Here is an 18,849-nt window from a genome sequence, read left to right as displayed (position 1 = left end):
GCAACCCGATTTCAGGTCGCCCGGTCGATTCCACCTCGGTCCGCCTCTTCTCCTGGAGCTGCCAAGTGCTGAAGATCGATTCGCTGTCCAAGACGTACGCCAACGGCGTGCATGCCCTCAACAACGTCACCCTGGACATCCCGCGCGGCATGTTCGGCCTGCTCGGCCCGAACGGCGCTGGCAAGTCGTCGCTGATGCGCACGCTGTCCACCCTGCAGGAGGCCGACAGCGGCACGGCGACGCTCAGCATTCCGGGCGAGGCGCCGATCGACGTACTGCGCGACAAGGAGGCGGTGCGCCGCCGGCTGGGCTACCTGCCGCAGGATTTCGGCGTGTACCCGAAAGTCAGCGCGCTGGACCTGCTGGAACATTTCGCGGTGCTCAAGGGCCTGACCCAGCGCGCCCAGCGTCGCGAGGTGGTCGATGGACTGCTGCAGCAGGTGAACCTCTGGGACGCGCGCAAGCGCAAGCTGGGCACCTACTCCGGCGGCATGCGCCAGCGCTTCGGCATCGCTCAGGCGCTGTTGGGTGACCCACGCTTGGTAATCGTCGACGAACCCACCGCCGGCCTCGATCCGGAGGAACGCAACCGCTTCCTCAACCTGCTGGCGGCGATTGGCGAGAACGTGGCGGTGATCCTGTCCACCCACATCGTCGAGGACGTGACCGACCTGTGCCCGACGATGGCGATCATGAACAAGGGCCAGGTGCTGCTGACCGGGCGACCGGCCGATGCCATCGATGCCCTGCAGCAGCAGGTCTGGCGCAAGCAGGTCGATCCTTCGGAACTGGCCGACCATGAAGCACGCTACGTGGTGCTCTCGACCCGCCTGGTCGGGGGCCGCCCAGTGATCCACGTGCACAGCGCCAACGACCCCGGCGATGGCTTCGCGGCCGTGGCTCCCGACCTTGAGGACGTGTACTTCCAGCGCCTGCGCCTGCAGGCCCGTGCCCGCGCGGCAGCCTGAGCGGAGCACACCATGATCCTCGATTTCTTCCGTTTCGAGCTGCGCGAGCAGCTGCGCTCCCCGCTGCTGTGGCTGCTGGCCGGGCTGTTCGCCCTGCTCGCCTTCGCCGCCGCCTCCAGCGATGCGGTGCAGATCGGTGGCGGTAGCGGCAACGTGCACAGCAACGCGCCCACCGTGATCGCGCAGATGCTGGGCATCTTCACCCTGCTCGGCATGCTGGTCACTGCACTGTTCGTCAGCAATGCGCTGCTGCGTGACTTCGAACTGGGCACCGCCGAACTGATCTTCGCCAGCCCGGTGAAACGCCGCGACTACCTGGCGGGGCGCATCGCCGCTGCCCTCGCCGCCGGGCTGCTGGTTTACGTGGTGATCGCGTTCGGGCTGTGGCTGGCACCGTTCATGCCGTGGGTCGATCCCGAGCGCATGGGCCCGATCAGCTGGCATGGCTATGCGTGGACGTTCGCGGTCATCGTCATTCCGAACCTGTTGTTCACCACCGCACTGCTGTCGCTGCTGGCGGCACTGACCCGCTCGATCCTGTGGGTCTACATCGGCCTGGTGGCCTACCTGGTGCTGTACGGTGCCAGCGCGGCCCTGCTGCGTGACATCGACAATACGTGGATCGCGGTGCTGAGCGAACCGCTGGGCATGCGCGCCCTCGGCCGCACGATCCGCTACTGGTCCACCGCCGAACGCAACAACGGGATTCCCGAGCTGGCCGGTTACCTGCTGGCCAACCGTGCTCTGTGGTTGGGTGTGGCTGCCGCGCTGTTCGCCGCCACCTTCGCGCTGTTCCGTACCGAACGCAGCGGCAGTGGTCGTCGGCGCTGGGGCCGCAGGCAGGCGCAACCGGTTGCCGATGCCGCCAGTGTCCGCCCCACCCGCGCAGCACTGCCGCGCGTGGTGCCGGCGTTCACCGCCACCACGGCGTGGCGGCAGTTCCTGCGCCAGGTGCGCTTCGATACACGCGGCGTGCTGCGCAGCGTGCCGTTCATCGTGCTGCTGGTGCTGGGCCTGGCCAACTTCCTGCCCAGCGCGCTGTTCCGGCAGACCCTGTACGGCACCTCGATCTGGCCGGTCACCTCGCAGATGATCATGGCCCTGCAGGGCGCCTTCAGCTGGCTGCTGGTGATCATCGTGCTGTTCTTCGCCGGTGAACTGGTCTGGAAGGAACGCAGCGCGCGTATCAACGAAGTGACCGATGCCATGCCGGTGCCGAACTGGGTGCCACTGCTGGCCAAGTTCACTGCGCTGCTGGCGGTGATCGTCTGCTTCCAGGCCGCCGGTGCGCTGGCCGCGATGGGCGTGCAGCTGGCCAAGGGCTACACCCATCTGGAGCCGCTGCTGTACCTGCGCAGCCTGGCGCTGGATTCGGTGGTCTACATCCTGATGGGGGGCCTGGCGCTGGTGCTGCAGGTACTCACCAACAACAAGTTCGTCGGTTACGCGCTGCTGATCGTGGTGATGATCGGCCAGGGCGTGCTCGGCCTGCTCGACTACACGCAGCACCTGTACAACTTCGGCAGCTGGCCCAACGCGCCCTATTCGGACATGAACGGCTACGGCCACTTCCTGCCGGGGCAGCTGGCCTTCCAGGGCTACTGGGCGCTGTTCCTGCTGACGCTGATGTGTCTGGCGTCAGCCTTCTGGGTACGCGGTGTCAGCCAGCGCCTGGCGCTGGCTGGCCGTCGCCTGCGCGGCCCTACCGGCGCCTTTGCGGCGCTGGCAGCAGTGGCGTTCGTCGGCGTGGGCGGCTGGCTGTACTGGAGCACCAACATCCGCAACGAGTTCATCCCGCCCGACCAGCAGCTGGACCTGCAGGCCCGCTACGAGCGCGAGCTGTTGAAGTACCGCAACCTGCCGCAGCCGCGCATTGTCGCCGTGGACAACCGCGTGGACCTGTTCCCGGAATCGCAGTCAATGGTGATCGATGCGAACTGGACCATCCGCAACCTGCACGCGCAGCCCATCCAGGACCTGCATGTCTCAATGGGCGACGACAAGCAGCTGCTGGCCGCCGACCTCGGCGGGCAGAAGTTGACCTTCCACGACAAGGATCTCGGCTACCGCATCTACCGGCTGGACAGGCCGCTGCAACCCGGTGAAACCCGCAGCGTGCATTTCCGGGTGGTGCAGAAGCCCAACGGCATCACCGCTGGCCAGGCACCGAGCAACATCGTCGACAACGGCACCTTCTTCAACAGCCGCGTACTGCCGTCCTTCGGCTATAACGAGGGCGCCGAGATCAGCGACCGCAACGAACGCCGCAAGCGCGATCTCGGTGAACCGCGGCGCATGCCCAGGCTGGAAGACGAGGCAGCGCGGGCCAACACCTATATCTCCAATGATGCCGACTGGCTCGATTTCCGCACCACGGTGTGCACCGCGCCGGACCAGGTCGCGCTGGCGCCGGGCTACCTGCGGCACGAGACCACGGTGAATGGCCGGCGCTGCTTCAGCTATGCCATGGACCGGCCCATGCTGAACTTCTACGCGTATCTGTCGGCACGCTGGGAGGTGCGCAAGGCGAAGTACAAGGACATCCCGATCGAGGTCTACTTCGACCCGGCGCACGGCTACAACGTGGACCGGATGATCGAGGCGGTGCAGAAATCACTGGCCTACTACGAGGCGAACTTCACGCCGTACCAGCACCGCCAGGTACGCATCATCGAGTTCCCGGGCTATGCCCGCTTCGCGCAGTCGTTCGCCAACACCATCCCCTACTCCGAGGCCATCGGTTTCATCGCTGACCTGCGTGACCCGGACAAGGTGGACTACGTGTTCTACGTGACCGCGCACGAGATCGCACACCAGTGGTGGGCGCACCAGGTGATTGGTGCCAACGTGCAGGGCGCAACGGTGCTGTCCGAATCGTTGTCGCAGTACTCGGCGCTGATGGTGATGGAGCAGGAGTACGGCCGCCAGCATATGCGCCAGTTCCTCAAGCGCGAGCTGGACGGTTACCTGTCCGGCCGCGGCGGCGAGGCCATCGAGGAACAGCCGCTGGAGCGCGTGGAGAACCAGCAGTACATCCACTACCAGAAGGGTTCGCTGGTGTTCTATCGGCTGCGCGAGGAAATCGGCGAGCAGGCCCTGAACCGGGCGTTGAAGCGCTTCCTGCAGGACAAGGGCTACCAGCAGCCGCCGTACACCACATCACGCGAGCTGCTGGGCTACATCCGCGCCGAGACCCCGGCTGACCGCCAGCAGCTGGTCACCGATCTGTTCGAGAAGATCAGCTTCTACGACAACCGGGTGATGGCCGCCAGCGCCCGCAAGCGCGATGACGGGCGCTACGACGTGACCCTGGACCTGCACGCCGCCAAGCAGTACGCCGATGGCAAGGGCAAGGAGAGCGACGCGAAGATGGATGACTGGGTCGAGATCGGCGTGTTCGCCAACGGCCCGTCGGGCAAGGAGCGCGACCAGAAGGTGCTGTACCTGCAGCGCCACCACATCACCAGCGCCGCGCCGAAGATCACGGTGACGGTGGACGGGAAGCCGGATGAAGCGGGCTTCGATCCCTACAACAAGCTGATCGACCGGGTGAGCGATGACAACCGGCGCAAGGTGACGATGTGAGGGAGGGGGCGCCGGCCTGTGCGCCGGCGCTCCACGCAACGCGTGCGGGCTTGGCTCGGCCTTGCTGTGGTGCCGAGCCCTGCTCGGCACCTTGTCCAGGACAGCCGGCGAAGGTTCAGCGCACCGGGGACTTCGGCCCCAGCAACGCCAACAGCACATAGACCACGATCGAGGCGACCGTACCTAGCGCTGCCGGTACCCCGAACGCCCAGCCCGAGCGCCCCTGCTGGCGCGCCCACTGGGCCAGATGCCAAGCCGCGCCCAGGTTGATCAGCCAGGCGATGACAAACACCGGCCACTGCACCATGCCTACCGCGCGCAGCAGGGGCATGGCCACCAGGGCCGCAACGATGGCCACGATCAGGAAGATCAGGGCCGAGCGGGAATGGCGTACCGTGGATGCGCTCATGCGGCCAACCTGCGCACCATCACCAGCACGCGATAGCTGCGGTTGTCGGCTTCCTGCACCGGCTTCCAGCCCAGCCGCGCGTACAGACCACCATCCAGGGCCTCGGTCTGCAGGTACAGGTCGGAAACGCCCATCCGCGCGGCCTGTGCCGCAGCCTGTTCGACCAGACCACTGGCCAATCCGCGGCCGCGATGGCTGTCGGCCACGAATACGCTGCCCAACCAGTACTCGTACTGTGGAAAGGCCTGCATCTCGCGGCGCTTGAGCTGGACTGCACCGACCACCTGCCCATCTTCGAAAGCGGCGATCAGGTGCGGGAAACCTTCAGCATCCTGCGGCGGGTCGAGCCGTTGCAGTTCCTGTTCCAGCGTCAGGCCGGCGTCCCGGCCCCATTGCGCGTGGTACCACTGCGCCAATTGCTGTCGTTCCGCTGCGTCGGCAGGCAATACCCTGAACTCCATGACCAGGCCTCGATCCCGATGTTGCCCAAGGGGATCACGGACGGCGTTCGAAGGGAAGCCTTCTGTAGCGTCGAGCCTTGCACGACTGAGCGGGCATTGCGCGAACGGCAGCCGAGCATGGGCTCGGCTCTACATGACAATCAACCCTGGGCGAAGTCCTTCAGGATCTCGCCGATGCCGCTGGGCGAGATCTCGAAGCCCAGCGCGGTGCCCGGGTTGATCACCACGCCGTAGCCGCCGGGCACGCGGCGCAGCACGTCCAGCATCAGCCAGCGGATCTGGTGTTCGGCCTGCTGGCTGTAGATGCCCACCCGCGATGGATCGGTGAACACGGCCACGTGCAGCGTGCCCTGCTTGTCGAACAGCAGCGGGTCGAAACCGCTGCCATCGGGGGTCACCAGGCTGCCGGTCTGCAGCACCACCTCGGAGGCGACGAAGGCTTCCATGAAGGCGCGGATCGGCACCGCCCCGTCCATCGCCGCCTTCAGCAGGGTTTCGATCGGGGTCTGCGGGACGAGGTCGGTCATGGCGGTACGGCAGGGCGTGAGGGGTGCCTATTGTGCCGGATGTGGTCCCCCCGGTAGTGCCGGCCGCTGGCCGGCACCTGAAGGGACCATGGATTCATGAGTTGCCGGCCAGCGACCGGCACTACCGCCCCAGGCGCTGGTCCCGCGCCTTCTGGTCGGCCATCGCCTTGTCCAGTTCGGCCTGCAGTGCCGGCTGCTGCACGGTGGCGTCCAGCACATAGACCTTTACCCCATGCGCCGGCACGTCAGTCTTCAGCTGCTGCTCGACCTTCACCGTGCCGCCATCCAGCGCATCACGCCACGTGCCAGCCTGCAGGTAGCGGTCCACCTCGAAGGTGCGCGCCGCATCACCCTTGTTCAGCAGCACCAGCGCGGTCTGCGTCACGTCACCGTGCTGCAGCACGCGGAAGAACACGGCCTCATCGCCCTGCAGCCGCTCGTTCACCTGCAAGCCACGCTGCAGTGCCGGGGTCGCTTCACGCAGTTTGGCGATACGCTGCAGCGGCGCGAAGATCGGGCTCTGCGGCGCAGCGTCCACACGCGGCTGGCCGAAGTAGGCACGGTTGCCTGCGTGCTCGGCGCGGCCACGCATGAAGCCGGTCTCCGAGCCGTAATAGACCACCGGAATGCCGCGCGCGGTGAACAGCCAGTTGTGCGCGTCGATGAAGCCATTGTCGCTGGCCTGCAGGCGCGGCATGTCGTGGTTGTCGTAGAAGCTCATCAGCTCGTACGGATTGGCATACGGGCCACCGCTCAGGTGCAGCGGCTCGGCCAGCGTCTCAAAGCCCTTGCCGGCGGTGCCGAAGGTCTGCTCCAGAGCACCGCGCAACGGGAAGTCGAGCACGCTGACATTGGCGTTGGCCGGCCAGGTGTGCTCGGCAATGGTCGCCGCGTTGTAGTCGAAGGCTTCGCCGAACATGAACATGCCCGGGTGCTCGGCGCGGATGCGCTTGACGAATTCATGCCACCACGGGTGCGGCAGCCAGCCGATGGTATCGATGCGCAGCGCGTCCACGCCCTGCGCGGTCCACTGCAGGTAAGCGCCGACCAGATAGTCCATCACCGCCGGATTGTCCTGGTTGAAGTCGGACAGTTCGGCGAGGTTGCCGTCGAAGATCGAGCCGTCCTTGCTGTCGACCGGGCCGATGTTGTTGTAGAACGCGTGCAGCGGGTTGTGCTTCGGGTCCAGCTTCTGCGGTGGCAGGTTCTGGTGGTCGGCAATCAGCGTTCCGTCCTTGTCGAAGATCTGGCCGAACTGCGGTTGCCGTATCGGCATGGTCCAGGCCGGCGAACCGTGGTTGCCGACGATGTCCAGCACCACCTTCAAGCCGGCACCGTGCAGGCCCTTGGTCAGTCCGGCGAAGTCCAGGTCCCTGCTGGGCAGGTGCTCATCGAGTCTGTAGAAGTTGATGCCCCAGTAGCCGTGGTAGCCGGTCTTGCCGCGGTCGGTCAGCGTGCTGGTGCAGCTGATCGGCTTGCTGCCGGTGAAAGCTTGGTCAGGGTTGTCGACGATCGGCGTGATCCAAACCGCGCCGAAACCCAGGTTGCGGATGTACTGCGCATTGTCGAGCACGCCACGGAAGTCGCCGCCGAGGTAGCCGATGTTGCCGTCCACCTTGTCCGGGCATGGCACCGGGATGTCGAAGGTGCGGTGCGCGCCACCCTGGTCGCGATGGTCATTGGATGGATCACCGTTGACGAAGCGGTCAGTGACCACGAAGTACACCGCATCGCTGGCGAACGGATCGGTGGTGCCGACGTAGTCCGGGCGCGGCGTGGCCACGGCCTGGCCGGCGAACAGGGCAAGGGAAACAGCAACAGCCAGGACACCACGCATCACACCACCTCCGGACGGGACGGAACCCGCAGCACGCACAGGCCGGCGACGAACAGGCTGCAGCCGCCCAGCACCAGCACATGCATCGGCTGGCCACCCAGCCATGCGCGCAGGGCAAAGCCAAGCGCACTGGCCGCCACCAGCTGCGGGATCACGATGAAGAAATTGAAGATGCCCATGTACACGCCCATCTTCGACGCAGGCACGCTGTCGGACAGCAGTGCATACGGCAACGACAGGATCGATGCCCAGGCAAAGCCCACACCCACCATCGACAGCAGCAGCCAGTGCGGGTCGCGGATGAACATCAGCGAGACCAGGCCGGCAGCGCCCAGCCACAGGTTGACCAGGTGGCTCCAGCGCAGGCCGATCGCACGCACCATCGGCGGAATCAGCACCGCCGCCAGCGCAGCGAAGCCGTTGTAGGCGCCAAACAGCACGCCCACCCAGTTGGCACCTTCGTTGTAGGCCACCGACTGTGGATCGGTCGAACCGAAGTGGGTACCGGCCACCGCAGCAGTGGTGTAGATCCACATGGCGAAAAGCGCGAACCATGAGAAGAACTGCACCCACGCGAGGCGGCGCATGGTCACCGGCATCGCGCGCAGGTCGCCGACGATGGCGGCCAGCATATGCGTGGCCGGCAACGCGCGCGCGGCCGCCAGCAGCAGGCCGTAGCCGGCGCACAGGCCTGCCAGCACGTACAGCATCCTGTCGCCTTGCCGCCAGGTGATCAGCAGCGCCAACAGCACACCCAGCCCTAGCCACAGGGCCACCCGCGTCCATGGCGCCGGGCCGTTGATCACCGCTCCCGCATGATGCGCCGGCGGCTCGGCATCATCGAAGGCAGCCAGTTCTGCTGGTGAATATTCGCGGGTGCTGACCACCGTCCAGGTGATCGCCGCCAGCAGCACCGCCGCGCCGAAGTAGAACGCATAGCGCACGGTGTCCGGCACCTCACCGGCGGCGGCCGTATTGGCAACGCCGAAGTGGGCCAGGATGAACGGCAGGAAGCTGGCGACGATGGCGCCCACACCGATGAAGAAGCTCTGCATCGCATATCCGGCCGGACGCTGGCGTGGCGCCAGCTGGTCGCCGACGAAGGCTCGGAACGGCTCCATCGATACGTTGATCGAGGCATCGAGCACCCACAGCGTGCCGGCCGCGATCCACAGCGTCGGCGAATTCGGCATCACCAGCAGGGCCAGCGTGGTCAGCACCGCACCGATCATGAAGAACGGACGGCGCCGCCCCCAGCGCGTCCAGGTGCGATCGGACAGGTAACCGATCACCGGCTGCACCAGCAGGCCGGTCAGCGGCGCGGCGATCCACAGCCCCGGTACCGCGTCGATGTCCGCGCCCAGCGTCTCGAAAATGCGGCTGGCGTTGGCATTCTGCAGGGCGAAGCCGAACTGGATGCCGAGAAAACCGAAACACATGTTCCAGATCTGCCAGAACGACAGCTGGGGTTTGGCGGGGCGATTCATCGTGCGTCCTCTACAGCCACGGGCGCCACCGTCAGCGCCTGCACCTGCGCCTGGTTGAGCACGCCGTCGCGCCCGCCCTTGCCCCGGTGTAGTGCGCGAAATGCTGCAGTGTGCTCATGTTGAAGCCCTCTTCAAGCGTGACCGTGCATCGGCCCTTCGGCACCGGGAACGTCGCCGAGGTCGAGTCCTGCACGGCCACGCTGTGCGGCAGGGTGACGGCGTGCCGCTGCAACGGCTGGCCAGGGCACTGCAGCGCCAGCTGCTTCACAGCGGCGGTCACGCCCGTGTTGATCGGCCCATTCGCGTTGCTGTACTGCAGGCGCAGGCGCACCTGCCCCGCCTTGGCCGAGGTGAACTGCCAGCGCTCGGCACCCTTCAGTCGCTGCTGCGGACCGACGCAGACCATCGGACTGTGCAGCGATTCCAATGCGCCGTCGCGCCGGGTCAGGCTCAGGCAATGCTGCAGGCCATCGTCACCGATGCGTGCCAGGCCATTGCTGGCGGTGAGCGCGCGACCGTCCTGCCACAGCACCTGGCCGGCAGCGACCTCGATGTTCCAGCCCCTGCCCTTGCGTCGCGCCTGCGGTGCGGCCGGCGTGGCCGGTGCGCGCGCATTGGCGTCGGCCGTCGTCGCCACGCTGCGCGGTGCCGCTGCGGTGGCCACCAGCTGCACGGTGGTGGTGGCACCACGCGTCTTTACCTGGCCCGCCACCAGCAGGCCATCACCCACCTGCTTCGGCCGCTCCAGCACATAGCGCTTGCCATCGGCCTCCAGGGAGATGCGGCGCTGCTTGCCGAACAGTTCGGGGACCAGCGCGGCCGGCAGCTTGGGCTGCACGCGGCCATCGTCCTGCACGCCGAACACGCCTTCGACCACCATCGACAGATACCCGGCCACCGACCACAGCTGGCGTTCGGAGTTGACCACCGGGCCGCTCAGCGCGCCTTCCTCGACATGCACGGCCTGGCTGACCAGCTCGTAGTTCTCCATGTTGGAACCGGCCAGCGCGGCACCCTGCATCAGCGAGCGGATCTCGGCGGCGATGCGCGGCGCATCGTCCAGCTGCCGCGCCGCACGCAGCGAGTAGGCACTGACGAACGGCCAGATCGCCCGGTTGTGATAGATCGGCTGTTGTGCTTCCTGCGGCCAGACCACCGGGCTGCCGGCTGGCCCCATCGGATACGCCGCCAGCGCACGCCGCGCGCGCTCGGGCGGCAGCACCTCGGCAAGGATGCCCAGCGAGAGGCCGAGCAGATCGACCTTGGCGTACGGCACCGGGTGCGCCGCTTCGCCGATGTAGCTCATGTACTGGCCGATATACTCGCGCCAGAAGCGCGCATCGATCTGCTGCGCCAATGCGTCGGCCCAGGCCTTGTAATCGGCCGCGCGGGCATCGCCGTGTTGCCCGGCCAGGCGTTCGGCCAGGCGCAGTGCCTGGTAGTGCAGCACGTTGGTGGACAGTGCATAGGAATCACCGATGAAGCGCACGTCCTCGCGGGTCCAGTCCGGATAGGTCTGCTCGCGCCAGTCCAGGAACGAAGTCTCGCCACGGTACAGGCCCATCTGCGCGTCGAACACTATCGCGCGGTCCTGCGCCAGCGTGCCCTGCAGCGCCTGCCAGACCTGGTCGGCAAATGCGCGATCCTCCAGCAGCTGACGAGCCGCCAGGAACCACACCACGCGGTCGCTGCTGATCGGCCAGCTGCCACCGGAACCGGTGTCCTGCGCCACAAACAGGCCGGGCGTGTGCCCGTCGCGCGCCGCCGACAGTTTGAACTGCAGCGACTGCCGGGTGCGCTTCGGGTCCAGGCGTGCGAGCGCCAGATCGGCGGCAAAGCTGACATCGCGCGTCCACACATAGGGCCAGCGCGCGCCGGTCTGGAAGCACTCGCACGGCACCGGTCGGCCTTCGTCGAACGCGGGATCGCGAATCGCGTCCACGCGGTCCTGGTCCATCTCCTGCTGGGCCAGCGCGAACAGGGCATCGAACATCACGCTGCCGGTCTGGCTGCGCATCGGCATCGGCGCGATATGCACATCGCCCTTCGGCGCATGCAGCACGAAGCTGCCGTTGGCAGCGGCTTCGGCACGCGCATGGCGGCCATCGAATTGCAGGTCGGCCGCCTGCGCGGTCGATCCCAGCGCTGCCCCCAGGGCAGCGGTCAGGCAAATGATCTTCAGCATCGAAGCGGCGGACCGGCTTGCGCCCGTCGGCCTCCCTCCCTCTCTGCACGCGTTGTAGGTCCGCACCGACGTTGCCGGCGGGCGGGCGCGGCCCCTCCCTCAAGGTGCCCTGGCCCCATGGTAGACGCGGGGCTGTCGGCTGCGTCCAGTTGCATACGTATTCATGGCGTCACGCGGTAGCGCACCTGCCGCGCTGGCTTATGGTCCGGGTCTGCCAACGGCGCCTTGGGAGGGGAAATGCCGATGTCACTCACTGCTGTACGTACCGCGCTCGCGCATCTGTTCGGTCTGGCGCTGCTGGGAATAGCCACGCTGGCGCAGGCCGCGCCGCAGGTGGTCAGCGTCGACTCTCCGGGCAAGGTGTTGAAGGTCAGCCTGGTGCTGGACGGCGGCACGGCCCGCTACCGGGTCGAGCGCCTGGGCGACACTGTGGTGGAGGATTCGAAGCTCGGCTTCGCCCTGCGCGACGGTCGCCTGGACCGCGATTTCACCCTGTTGGGCCAGCAGCGGCACAACGTGGATGACACCTGGGAACAGCCGTGGGGCGAACGCCGGCTCACCGCAACCACTACAACGAGCTGACCGTGCAGCTGGCCGAAACCACCGGCAGCAAGCGCCGGCTGGATGTGGTGTTCCGCGTCTACGACGATGGCCTCGGCTTCCGCTACGTGTTTCCCGAACAACCGAACCTGCACGAGGCGATCATCGATGACGAACTGACCGAGTTCGCCATCGCGCAGGATTCCATCGCCTGGTGGATTCCCGCTGGCGAACCGATCCACTACGAGTACCTGTACCAGCGCACCCCGCTGCACGAAGTACCGCTGGTGCATACGCCGATGACCCTGCGCAGCCGCGATGGCCTGCATGTGGCCATTCACGAGGCCGCGCTGGTGGACTACGCCGGCATGTGGCTGCGCCGCAGCGGGGGACAGCGCCTGCGCGCGGAGCTGTCGCCCTCGGCCGAAGGCTGGAAGGTGCGCCGCACCCTGCCCTTCGCCACGCCGTGGCGCACGCTGCAGATCGCCGACCGTGCCGGCGGCCTGGTCGAATCGGACCTGATCCTCAACCTCAACGAACCCAACGCGCTGGGCGATGTGAGCTGGGTGAAGCCAGCCAAGTACCTGGGCGTGTGGTGGTCGATGCACCTGGACAACGAGAGCTGGGCGACCGGGCCGAAGCACGCGGCCACCACCGCCAAGACGAAGAAGGTGATCGATTTCGCCGCTGCACACGGCTTCCGCGGCGTGCTGGTGGAAGGCTGGAATCCGGGCTGGGACGGCAACTGGGTCGGCAATGGCTACGACTTCGATTTCACCCGCGCCACGCCCGATTTCGACATTGAAGCGCTGTCGGCGTATGGCCTAAAAAAGGGTGTGCACCTGATCGGCCACCATGAAACCGGCTGCGCCATCGAGCACTACGAGGACCAGCTTGGCGCCGCGCTGGACCTGTACGCACGGCTGGGCGTGGACCAGTTCAAGACCGGCTACGTCTGCGACGACGGCCAGGTCGACCGCCGCAATCCCACGGGGGCCCGCCGTGGCGCGAGTGGCACGACGGGCAGTTCATGGCCCGCCACCATCTGAAGGTGGTGCAGGAAGCGGCGCGCCGCCATCTGTCGGTGAACCCGCATGAGCCGATCAAGGATACCGGCCTGCGCCGCACCTATCCCAACTGGATCTCGCGCGAAGGCGCACGCGGCATGGAGTACAACGCCTGGGGCCAGCCACCGAACCCGCCGGAGCACGAGGTCAACCTGGTGTTCACCCGCATGCTGGCCGGGCCGATGGATTACACCCCGGCATCCTCAGCCTGAAGGGCCGCCACGGCCAGGCCATCCCCAGTACGTTGGCCCGCCAACTGGCGCTGTACGTGGTGCTGTACAGCCCGATCCAGATGGCCGCCGACCTGCCCGAACACTACCTGCAGCATCGCGAGGCGTTCCGTTTCATCGAGGACGTGGCGGTGGACTGGGAGCAGAGCCGCGTGCTCGATGGCGAAGTGGGTGACTACGCGACGATCGTGCGCCGCGACCGCAACAGCCACGACTGGTTCCTCGGCAGCATCACCGACGAGCACGGCCGCGTGCTGCCGGTGTCACTGGGCTTCCTGGAACCTGGCGTACGCTACCGCGCCGAAATCTACCGCGATGGCGAGGGCGCGGATTTCCGCAGCAATCCATTCGCGTTCGTTCGTGAAACCCGCGAAGTGACCAGCGCCGATGCACTGACGCTGGTGCTGGCACCAGGCGGTGGCCAGGCCATTCGCTTCACGCCGCTGTGAATGCCCGGGTAGTGCCGGCCGCTGGCCGGCAACCCGGCGAACGCGATTACCTGCCAGCGGCCGGCACTACCGGAAGCACTGCATGAAAGCGATTACACCCCTGCAGACGCCATTGAATACGTATGCAGGGTGATTCCCGCGAAGAACGCGCTGCCTACCATAGCGGCGACGACAGCGGCCACCGCGTCGCACGTTCACGGCGCCGCCGGAACGCTCACAAATCGATCTGCAACATTGCCTGGGAGGGGAAAATGTTGAACCACAAGCGCAGCGCGCTCAGCATCGCGCTGGCCGTTGTCCTGGCGCCGACGCTGGCGTCGGCACAGTCCACGCAGAGCACCACCACGCCGGCCGGCACCGCCGCCACCAACCTCGATACGGTGCAGGTCACCGGCATCCGCCGCGGCATCGAGAGCGCGATCGCGGTCAAGCAGGACGCCACCTCGGTGGTCGAAGCGATCTCCGCCGAAGACATCGGCAAGCTGCCCGACGTCAGCATCGCCGAGTCCATTTCGCGCTTGCCCGGCCTGGCCGCCCAGCGCGTTGCCGGCCGTGCGCAGGTGATCAGCGTGCGCGGCCTGTCGCCGGACTTCGCCACCACCCTGCTCAATGGCCGCGAAGTGGTCAGCACCGGCGACAACCGTGGCGTCGAGTTCGACCAGTATCCGTCCGAACTGGTCAACGGCGTGACCGTGTACAAGACCCCGGACGCGGCGCTGGTCGGCCAGGGCCTGTCGGGCACCATCGACATGCAGACCGCTCGCCCGCTCAGCTTCGGCGAGCGCGTGATCGCGGTCAGTGGCCGCTACCAGAAGAGCTCGCTGGGCCGCGCCGCCAACACCGATCCGTACGGCAACCGCTTCAGCGCCAGCTACATCGACCAGTTCCTGGACAAGACCCTGGGCATCGCCATCGGCTATGCGCACAGCGACATGCCGATCCAGGAGAACCAGGTCGGCCTGTACGAACCGTGGACCACCGAGCACACCGACAAGGGCGACCGTCCGGGCGTGGGTGCCGGCACCTACTTCTCCGATGGCATCAAGGCGCTGCGCCGCACCGGCAACAACAAGCGCGACGGCGTGATGGCCACGATCCAGTTCCGGCCGAACAACAGCTGGACCAGCACCTTCGATGCATTCCACACCGAAGCCGAGCAGATCGACACCGCCAACCAGTTCGAGCTGAACCTCAGCAACTACAACGGCAACTACACCCCGGGCCTGCTGGTCAGCAACCCGCAGGTCAACGCCAATGGCTCGTTCACCGGTGGCACTGCCAGTGGCGTGTATCCGCTGGTTCGCGGCATGTACAACAAGCGCAAGGACAAGATCGATGCGTTCGGCTGGAACAACGAGTTCAACTTCAGTGGCGTCAAGCTGGTCGCCGACCTGAACTACTCCAAGGCCACGCGCGACGAGCTGAATCTGGAAAACAACCTGCAGCTGACCCCGATGCCGCAACTGGATACGGTCGGCGTGACGATCCGCCAGGACGGGTTCTCGCAGATCAGCCCAGGGCTGAACTATTCCAACCCCGACGCCCTGTTCCTGACCAACACCATCTACGGTTCCGGCTACGGCAAGTTGCCGAAGGTGGAAGACCGCGTGAAGGGTGGCAAGCTGGCCGCCACCATCGCCCTGCCCGATGCCCTCGCGTCGTGGGCGCCGGACATCGACATCGGCGTGAACTACGCCGACCGCCGCAAGGTGAAGACCCAGTCCGAAGGCAACATCCTGCTGGGTGCGCAGGGCGACGCCAACATCGCCTCGGACCTGCAGTACCGCCCGGTCAACCTGGGCTTCGCCGGCCTCGGCACCATCCCGGCCTGGAACGTGCCCGCTGCGGTGGGCCGCTACATGACCTTCAACCCGGTCGACAACCTGGACTACCTGATTCCCAAGTCGTGGACGGTACAGGAGAAGATCACCACCGCCTGGGCGCGCCTGAACATCAACGCCGACATCGGTGAAGTCGGCGTACGCGGCAACATCGGCGTGCAGATGCAGCACACCGACCAGAGTTCGGATTCGCGCTACTGGGACAGCTCGCAGTCGGCCGGCAACAACGTGCAGCCGTACTCGAACGGCCGCACCTACAACGATTGGCTGCCGAGCCTGAACCTGGCCTTCCTGTTCCCTCACCAGCAGACGCTGCGCTTCGCCGCTGCAAAGCAGGTCGCACGCCCGCGCGTGGACCAGATGCGCGCCGGCCTGGAGTTCGGCGTGGACACCGGCACCGGCCGCCCCGGCGGCAGCGGCGGCAATCCGCTGCTGGACCCGTGGCGTGCCACCGCGCTGGACCTGTCCTACGAGAAGTACTTCGGCGAGAAGGCCTACGTGGCCGCCGCGATCTTCTACAAGGACCTGAAGAGCTACGTCTACACCCAGTCGGTCGACAACTACGACTTCACCGCGCTGCTGGGCAGCTACGTGCCGCCGCCGGGCATGACGGCACCGGTGCTGACCACCGGCACCTTCTCCGCCCCGCAGAACGGCAAGGGCGGCACGCTGAAGGGCCTGGAACTGACCGCATCGTTCCCGCTGGAGATGCTGACCGACAGCCTGCGTGGCTTCGGTGTGCAGGCCAGCGCGACCTTCAACAAGAGCGACATCACCATCCTGGACCCGGAGAGCGCCTCCAGCGTGGGCAGTGATCCGATCAGCCTGCCGGGCCTGTCCAAGCGCGTGTACAACTTCACCGCCTACTACGAGCGCAGCGGCTTCGAAGCACGCGTCAGCCAGCGCCGCCGTTCGGACTTCATCGGTGAGATCGGCAACTTCAACGGCAACCGCAGCCTGCGCTACGTGGTCGGCGAGAACGTGACCGATGCGCAGATCAGCTATACCTTCAGCGACAGCAGTGCCCTGCGTGGCCTGACCCTGCTTCTGCAGGGCAGCAACCTGACCAACGAGCCGTACCGCACCTACGCCGGCAGCAAGGACCGCCCGCTGGAGTACATCGAGTGGGGCCGCACCTACATGCTGGGCGTGAACTACAAGTTCTGATCACGGCCGGGTCGTGCCGGCCGCTGGCTGGCACCCCGAACCCGGTAGCGCCGGCCGCTGGCCGGCAACACAAAGGGAGCAGGACCGGAAACCCGCTGCGCAGGCAGCGGGTTTTCTTTTGCGCGGATGCCGGCACGTGATCAGCAAGGCCCATGCAGCGACATTCCAAGCCGTAGATCCATGCCATGCGTGGATGCCGTTCACCGGAATTCCACCCACAAAAAAGGGACGGGGCGCTTCGGCCCCGTCCCGCAAGTACCGCCACCGGAGAAAACGGTCAGCTGCGTCGGGCGCAATACACCGCGCACGGCGGCAGCTGGAGTTCGTTGCCCTGCACCGTGCCCGCATCCGGGCCCGGTACCGCCACCTGCTGCCAGTTGCCCGGCGGCAGCGGATGGGTCACTGCCTCGGCCGACAGGTTGAAGGCCAGCAGGAGGGTTTCATCTGCAAGCATACGCTCGAACAGCAGCACTGGCTCGGCGCTTTCAAGGAATCTGATGCTGCCATGCAGAAGCGCCGGCTGGGTATGCCGCCAGGCCAGGAACGCCCGGAACGCCGCCAGCACCGAGTGCGGGTCGCGTTCCTGCACAGCCACCGCCGCCGCCCGGTGCTCGGCCGGAATCGGCAGCCAGGGCTGGCCGCTGGTGAAGCCGGCCAGCGGTGCATCGGTCCACGGCAGCGGGGTGCGGCAGCCATCACGGCCCTTGAAGTTCGGCCAGAAGGTGATGCCGTAGGGGTCCTGCAGGGCCTCGAATGGCACCTCGGCCTCGGCCAGGCCGAGCTCCTCGCCCTGGTACAGGCAGACCGAACCGCGCAGCGAGCACAGCATCGCCACCAGCATCCGCGCCAGGCGCGGGTCAGCCGGGTGACCGCCCCAGCGGCTGACCGCACGCTCCACGTCGTGATTGGACACCGCCCAGCACGGCCAGCCTTCGGTCATCGCCGCTTCCAGCCGCGAGACCGTGTCGCGGATGTAGGCCGCGCTGTAGTCATCCACCAGCAGCTCGAAGCTGTAGCCCATGTGCAGGCGGCCTTCGCGGGTGTACTCGGCGGTGGTCGCCAGCGAGTCCTCCGAGGAGATCTCGCCCAGGCTGACCGCGCCCGGGTACTGATCCAGCAGCGCGCGCAGGCGCTCCAGGAACGGCAGGTTCTCCGGCTGGGTGTTGTTGTAGTAGTGGTACTGGTAAGCGTACGGGTTGTCCGGGCTGAAGCCGCGCCCCACCCGCTTCTCCGCCGGCTTGGGCGGGTTGTCACGCAGCTGCGCATCGTGGAAGCAGAAGTTGATCGCATCCAGGCGGAAGCCATCCACGCCGCGATCGAGCCAGAAGCGCACATTGTCCAGGGTGGCCTGCTGCACGTCCGGGTGATGGAAGTTCAGGTCCGGCTGGTCGACCAGGAAGTTGTGCAGGTAGTACTGCTCGCGGCGCGGCTCCCATTGCCAGGCGCAGCCGCCGAACAGTGACAGCCAGTTGTTGGGCGGGGTGCCGTCCTCGCGCGGGTCGGCCCAGACGTACCAGTCCGCCTTCGGATTGCTGCGGTCCTGGCGGCTCTCGCGGAACCAGGCATGCTCGATCGAGGTATGGCTCAGCACCTGGTCGATCATCACCTTCAGGCCCAGGCCGTGGGCCTTGGCCAGCAGGCGGTCGAAGTCGTCCAGGCTGCCGAACAGCGGGTCGACGTCGCGGTAGTCGGCGATGTCGTAGCCGAAGTCGGCCATGGGGGACTTGAAGAACGGCGAGATCCAGATCGCATCCACGCCCAGCGCGGCAATGTGGTCCAGGCGCTCGATGATGCCCGGCAGGTCGCCCACCCCATCGCCGTTGGCATCGAGGAAACTGCGCGGGTAGATCTGGTAGATGACGGCTCCGCGCCACCATGGATAGTGCGACATCGACAGCCCCCTCCGGGCATGCGGGACCCGCCGGCAGCGGGCCGAAATCCTGATCCGGCAAGCTTAGCGGTGGCCTCGCGGGCATGGCGCAACCTGCATACGTATTCACGCGAAGGGCCGCGCAGGCCGGGCTGGAATTGCCGCTCGGGCCGGTTTGCGCCCGAATTCACGGCCAGCGCCTATAATCGATGGTGAGCCTGAAAGC

The 18,849-nt window shown here is 66.6% G+C and carries 9 protein-coding genes and 2 pseudogenes; 4 read left to right on the top strand and 7 right to left on the bottom strand.

The genetic code is table 11. From position 1 onward, the window contains the following. Positions 1-65 precede the first annotated feature (65 nt). Together DL544_RS05140 and DL544_RS05135 are read left to right on the top strand one after the other, a co-directional pair. Positions 66-968 carry an ABC transporter ATP-binding protein gene (locus DL544_RS05140; RefSeq protein ID WP_065177906.1) on the top strand — a complete coding sequence of 301 codons (903 nt, stop codon included), beginning with the start codon at positions 66-68 and terminating at the stop codon, positions 966-968. Positions 969-980: 12 nt separating this feature from the next. Beyond that, positions 981-4,553, top strand: a complete 3,573-nt coding sequence (locus tag DL544_RS05135) for an ABC transporter permease/M1 family aminopeptidase (protein WP_139726804.1) — start codon at positions 981-983, stop codon at positions 4,551-4,553. A gap of 115 nt (positions 4,554-4,668) precedes the next feature. Here the strand turns inward: DL544_RS05135 and DL544_RS05130 are convergent, their stop codons facing one another. The 6 genes and pseudogenes from DL544_RS05130 to DL544_RS05105 all read right to left on the bottom strand — a co-directional run bounded on the left by DL544_RS05130 (position 4,669) and on the right by DL544_RS05105 (position 11,459). After that, positions 4,669-4,962 carry a hypothetical protein gene (locus tag DL544_RS05130; protein ID WP_065177907.1) on the bottom strand — a complete coding sequence of 98 codons (294 nt, stop codon included), beginning with the start codon at positions 4,960-4,962 and terminating at the stop codon, positions 4,669-4,671. Beyond that, entirely contained in the window at positions 4,959-5,423 is a 465-nt protein-coding gene (locus tag DL544_RS05125) for a GNAT family N-acetyltransferase (RefSeq protein WP_032954000.1), read from the bottom strand. Before DL544_RS05125 ends, DL544_RS05130 begins: the two co-directional genes overlap by 4 nt. A 140-nt stretch (positions 5,424-5,563) precedes the next feature. Continuing rightward, the gene (locus DL544_RS05120; protein WP_065196572.1) at positions 5,564-5,950 is read right to left on the bottom strand and encodes an SseB family protein; all 387 of its coding nucleotides are present in this window, start codon (positions 5,948-5,950) and stop codon (positions 5,564-5,566) included. A 121-nt stretch (positions 5,951-6,071) separates the two neighbouring features. Further along, positions 6,072-7,787 (bottom strand): alpha-amylase family glycosyl hydrolase, encoded by a 1,716-nt coding sequence (locus tag DL544_RS05115; protein WP_139726803.1) that lies wholly within the window; start codon positions 7,785-7,787, stop codon positions 6,072-6,074. Then, complete coding sequence (locus DL544_RS05110; RefSeq protein ID WP_061479199.1) at positions 7,787-9,274, bottom strand: MFS transporter; 1,488 nt, start codon at positions 9,272-9,274, stop codon at positions 7,787-7,789. Before DL544_RS05110 ends, DL544_RS05115 begins: the two co-directional genes overlap by 1 nt. Then, positions 9,271-11,459, bottom strand: a pseudogene (locus DL544_RS05105) (glucosidase family protein). The gene DL544_RS05110 and the pseudogene DL544_RS05105 overlap by 4 nt, the downstream one beginning before the upstream one ends. 237 nt (positions 11,460-11,696) lie before the next feature. On the opposite strand from DL544_RS05105, the pseudogene DL544_RS05100 reads away from it, so the two are divergent. Further along, a pseudogene (locus DL544_RS05100) lies at positions 11,697-13,745 on the top strand (glycoside hydrolase family 97 protein). A 251-nt stretch (positions 13,746-13,996) separates the two neighbouring features. Beyond that, on the top strand, positions 13,997-16,753 hold the full coding sequence (locus DL544_RS05095) for a TonB-dependent receptor (protein WP_176556901.1): 2,757 nt from the start codon (positions 13,997-13,999) through the stop codon (positions 16,751-16,753). Positions 16,754-17,030: 277 nt separating this feature from the next. Here DL544_RS05095 and DL544_RS05090 read toward each other — a convergent pair whose 3' ends face one another. After that, complete coding sequence (locus DL544_RS05090) at positions 17,031-18,644, bottom strand: alpha-glucosidase family protein (protein WP_139726802.1); 1,614 nt, start codon at positions 18,642-18,644, stop codon at positions 17,031-17,033. Positions 18,645-18,849: the final 205 nt, after the last annotated feature.

Origin of the sequence: Stenotrophomonas sp. pho, assembly GCF_006228405.1 — a bacterium.
Lineage (GTDB): Bacteria > Pseudomonadota > Gammaproteobacteria > Xanthomonadales > Xanthomonadaceae > Stenotrophomonas > Stenotrophomonas sepilia.
Note: the sequence above shows the minus strand (reverse complement) of the source record. Positions and strands in the feature narration are given on the sequence as shown.

Excerpts from the sequence above, each read along its gene's own strand:
- DL544_RS05135 (WP_139726804.1), top strand. The coding sequence starts at position 981 with ATGATCCTCGATTTCTTCCGTTTCGAGCTGCGCGAGCAGCTGCGCTCC.
- DL544_RS05110 (WP_061479199.1), bottom strand. The coding sequence starts at position 9,274 with ATGAATCGCCCCGCCAAACCCCAGCTGTCGTTCTGGCAGATCTGGAAC.
- DL544_RS05095 (WP_176556901.1), top strand. The coding sequence starts at position 13,997 with ATGTTGAACCACAAGCGCAGCGCGCTCAGCATCGCGCTGGCCGTTGTC.
- DL544_RS05115 (WP_139726803.1), bottom strand. The coding sequence starts at position 7,787 with ATGCGTGGTGTCCTGGCTGTTGCTGTTTCCCTTGCCCTGTTCGCCGGC.
- DL544_RS05130 (WP_065177907.1), bottom strand. The coding sequence starts at position 4,962 with ATGAGCGCATCCACGGTACGCCATTCCCGCTCGGCCCTGATCTTCCTG.
- DL544_RS05090 (WP_139726802.1), bottom strand. The coding sequence starts at position 18,644 with ATGTCGCACTATCCATGGTGGCGCGGAGCCGTCATCTACCAGATCTAC.
- DL544_RS05125 (WP_032954000.1), bottom strand. The coding sequence starts at position 5,423 with ATGGAGTTCAGGGTATTGCCTGCCGACGCAGCGGAACGACAGCAATTG.
- DL544_RS05120 (WP_065196572.1), bottom strand. The coding sequence starts at position 5,950 with ATGACCGACCTCGTCCCGCAGACCCCGATCGAAACCCTGCTGAAGGCG.